Consider the following 3,639-nt stretch of genomic DNA (forward strand, 5'->3'; position numbering starts at 1 on the left):
CCCTTATCCTGACTTGATTTCAGTTTTTTCTTTGTCAGTAAGGGTGTCAACAAGGAATATTACAAATTGTTAACCGAGTCTTGAAAGCCTTGTGCTACAAAGGTTTGAAATGTTAAGAAAGATGTGACTAAAGGACAGCCTTGATAAGGGGGGCATCTGATAATTTTTAACGGCTACCTACTTAACTAACACTCCATTCAGAAAAATTTCGGCAATACCTTCGGCCATTTCTTGTAAAGCTAAGGGGGAAGCATTACTATCTAAAATAGTTTCACTGGAAAAACCGGCAATTGCGAACATTCCAAGAAAAACCTGGGCCACAATTTTCGGATTCATGGGACGATAGATACCACGATCGATCGCTGTTTGAAAAAAAGCCTCGGCCACATCGGTCATTTTAGCAATTACCTCCGATTGAATCCGCTCTTTTAATTCGGGGTGAAATTGTGCCTCTATAAAACAAACTCGCAATAAATCGCTATTTTCTCGCATTCTCAACACCCTACGTCGCATCACCTGCGCTACCGCTTTATAACTGCCCATTTCGCTCAATTCCGTCAGCAAGTCGGTGAGAATATCCACCCATCCCCTAGTGGCCACTTCGATTAAAATCGCCTTTTTGTTGGGAAAATAACGAAATAAAGTTCCTTCTGCCACATTTGCGCTTCCTGCTAGGTCTTTAGTCGTGGTTCCTTCATAACCCTTAGCGGCAAATAAACGTAAAGCGGCCTGTAGAATACGACTACGGGTATCTTCTTCCCCTGAATTGGTCTCAGTTAGGGAACGTTGAAAAAGACTTTGCATAATTATTGACAGCTAGAACGGGATAGAGCCATTGTCATCGATCAAGTCAGGTGTTTACTCAAATGCTTCATAAAATTTTGAGTAATTGGGATTAGAGATTGTTCGGTTATCGTTCCGCAGACTTCCCCAGAAATCAAGCTAGAAGCTTGTCCACCTAGCTAAAATCTTAATGAGTTTCATACGGTCGCTGTGCAAGCGGATAGTTGTACCAATTCTCCAAAGTCTGACTACAGAAGTTTAATCCCCCTAAATCCCCCTTAAAAAGGGTGACTTAAATTCGATGTGTAGTTTTCATTTAGAGAAATGGTATTAGACCGTAGCTCACCCCTTTTTATACAACCGTTCTGGGGCGAACTGCAAATTCAGACTGCGAACGGGAAAAACAAACATCAAACTCAAAAAGGAAATTAGCCTGCCCCAAAATTAAAGGTGTAGTGGGAGCTTGAGTCCAGGCAAATGCTAGATTAACGGTGGGGAATGGGTTAACTTGGCCTTCAACAACGACGGCACGAGCTTGACAATGGGCTAAGTTCCCAGCCAAGATAACCGAAAGATTTTCATTCTCCCAGATAAAGCCTAGTTGTAGGCCCAACTCGTAGGGTAGAACGTTGACACTTGCTCCCGTATCAATCAAACCTTCGGTGTTTAAGGAGCGCCCATTCAGACCCAGCGTTATAGGCACATATGGCATTCGGTCAACCATGCTGGAACTGGTGTCAATAATTTTGTAGGGAAATTTTTGACCATCAAGCATTCTGTTCTTTTTGTTTTGTAGCCAGAAGGTTCATTAAGGTGTTGGCCGCTTCAGAACAGCCATAGGGAGACCAGATTGGGTACTCTTGACCTTCTACAAAAAAGTCTCCGTTCTCTTCTTTGACAAGCTCAGTGGCCAAGAATTGCATTAGTCGCAGCTTGTCAATTTTTGAAAGTTCCTGGATTTGAGATTTGAGTTCAGCCAAGGACATTTTGAGAGCCTCTTTTCTGAAATTTGGTGGCAAGGTAATGATACTGGCTTCTGGTTCAGGTACAGACCATCAATCAATATTCTACTATCCAGACTGCTGAAAAATATCGTCAGTGCTGGGTTGTAACCAGTATTTTCCCCGATTTTTTTGACTTTTTACTTTTCTCTTGGGATAAGATTGTGATCGATCGAGTTTAGGGAATTTTTATGACCACAGAAAGTTTAGCGACTTCAGAAGCAATAGAGTCAATGACCGATGAATTTCTGGCTAGTACGAGCAGTCACCAAGAAATGATTGAAATGGTTATTTCTACTCTGCAGCAGAATGATACTGCTATGGTACAACACACAGAAAAAGGTTATCTGTGGAAGTTTCAGTATGGTAGCGTTGAGGTGTTTGTGCAGTTAACTGGGGAAAGCGATGATGATTTTCTCACGGTGTGGTCTTCTGTGCTGAAATTGCCTGTTAAGGATGAATTGGGATTAACCCGCAAGTTATTAGCGATGAATTGTGCCGAAACCTTTGAATCTCATTTTGCCATTATGAATGAGCAGGTGGTGGTGATTTCTCAGCGTACTGTGGCCGATTTGTCTCCCGGGGAGATTTCGCGAGCAATTACTCTCGTGGCGACGGTAGCAGATAATAATGATGAAATGTTACGAGAATCCTTTGGTGGCAGCTAAAATTTGGCGTTATATCCCTCCAATTATCTCATCGGCAGAGCTACAAATGGCGATCGATTCTTGGTTACTAGAGCAACACCGTTGTGGTCATCATCCCCCGACTTTGCGTTTTTATCAATGGTCGCCCCCAGCTATTTCCTTGGGCTATCATCAACGGCAATATCCTGATTTTTGGCGTGATTTGACTTGGCAAGGTCAAAAAATCTCCTTAGTTCGTCGTCCTACTGGTGGACGGTCCGTACTACATCAGGGGGATTTGACTTATATGGTGGTAAATTCGGGGATGAAGGGGAATGTTAGGGAAGTTTACCAGCAAATCTGTCAATTCTTAATCACAGGCTGGCAAAATCTCGGTCTGGAATTGTCCTACGGTGTTGCAGGCCGGGGATATATTAATTCTGCTAACTGTTTCGGTACGGCTACCGGTGCGGATCTAGTCGATAATTGGGGCAATAAATTTATTGGGAGCGCCCAACTGCAACGGGGTTCCTCGGTTCTCCAACATGGTTCCATGGTGCTAGAGCAGGATAATTCGCTGTTTGAGCAAGTTTTCGCCAGTGCCGCCCCTCAAAAGCTGAATTTAGCCCCAGATTTGACCCTAGAGACAATTATCGCTACCCTGAAAACCGAGGCCGAGGAATGCTTCGATTGTCAATTGCTAGAGCAACCCCTAGGGGATTGGGAATGGCAATCAATTAAAAAAATGAATATAAATACTCATTGACAAAAAAGTTTTTGTGTGTACCAAAAATCAATTATGAGTCAAGTTGTATAGATTTGTAATTTTTTGCTAATAATGGTTAAAGGTAGATAGAGGCCACAAGAAACCAAAGTCTTACCGAACTCGAAATTATTGTCTAGCTTGTGCTAGTTTAAGAAACGTTAATCTTTTACAGTTTGTGAGGATTAACGAGCGATCGCATCTAGTTTAGTTAAGCTAATCCAGTCAATCGATCGCGCCATCTTATAAGACAATGGGAGTAATCCCAGACTCAAAAAAGTTAAGAAATCTTGCCCGTGATTTCAGTTAAGCAAGAGGAAAAATACCCATGACCATTGCTGTCGGACGCGCCCCAGAAAGAGGGCTGTTTGATGCTCTCGATGACTGGCTCAAAAGAGACCGTTTCGTCTTCATCGGTTGGTCTGGTTTACTACTCTTCCCCTGCGCCTTCATGGCCCTAGGTGGA

5 protein-coding genes and 1 pseudogene are annotated in these 3,639 nt (G+C 42.9%); 3 read left to right on the plus strand and 3 right to left on the minus strand.

Annotated features, from left to right (window positions below):
* Nucleotides 1-177 precede the first annotated feature (177 nt).
* The 3 genes from IM496_RS20650 to IM496_RS20660 all read right to left on the minus strand — a co-directional run bounded on the left by IM496_RS20650 (nucleotide 178) and on the right by IM496_RS20660 (nucleotide 1,769).
* Nucleotides 178-804: a TetR/AcrR family transcriptional regulator gene (locus tag IM496_RS20650; protein ID WP_194013903.1), complete on the minus strand. Its 627-nt coding sequence runs from the start codon at nucleotides 802-804 to the stop codon at nucleotides 178-180.
* A 331-nt stretch (nucleotides 805-1,135) separates the two neighbouring features.
* Nucleotides 1,136-1,558, minus strand: a complete 423-nt coding sequence (locus tag IM496_RS20655; protein WP_194013905.1) for a hypothetical protein — start codon at nucleotides 1,556-1,558, stop codon at nucleotides 1,136-1,138.
* Complete coding sequence (locus IM496_RS20660; protein ID WP_002747030.1) at nucleotides 1,551-1,769, minus strand: hypothetical protein; 219 nt, start codon at nucleotides 1,767-1,769, stop codon at nucleotides 1,551-1,553. The genes IM496_RS20655 and IM496_RS20660 overlap by 8 nt, the downstream gene beginning before the upstream one ends.
* A 206-nt stretch (nucleotides 1,770-1,975) precedes the next feature.
* On the opposite strand from IM496_RS20660, the gene IM496_RS20665 reads away from it, so the two are divergent.
* The 3 genes and pseudogenes from IM496_RS20665 to IM496_RS20675 all read left to right on the plus strand — a co-directional run.
* The gene (locus tag IM496_RS20665) at nucleotides 1,976-2,452 is read left to right on the plus strand and encodes a YbjN domain-containing protein (protein WP_104398347.1); all 477 of its coding nucleotides are present in this window, start codon (nucleotides 1,976-1,978) and stop codon (nucleotides 2,450-2,452) included.
* Complete coding sequence (locus IM496_RS20670) at nucleotides 2,415-3,176, plus strand: lipoate--protein ligase family protein (protein ID WP_194013907.1); 762 nt, start codon at nucleotides 2,415-2,417, stop codon at nucleotides 3,174-3,176. The genes IM496_RS20665 and IM496_RS20670 overlap by 38 nt, the downstream gene beginning before the upstream one ends.
* A gap of 325 nt (nucleotides 3,177-3,501) precedes the next feature.
* A pseudogene (locus IM496_RS20675) lies at nucleotides 3,502-3,639 on the plus strand (photosystem II D2 protein (photosystem q(a) protein)); the annotation flags it as partial.

The organism is Microcystis sp. M049S2 (assembly GCF_020245625.1).
Taxonomy (GTDB): Bacteria; Cyanobacteriota; Cyanobacteriia; order Cyanobacteriales; family Microcystaceae; genus Microcystis; species Microcystis ichthyoblabe_A.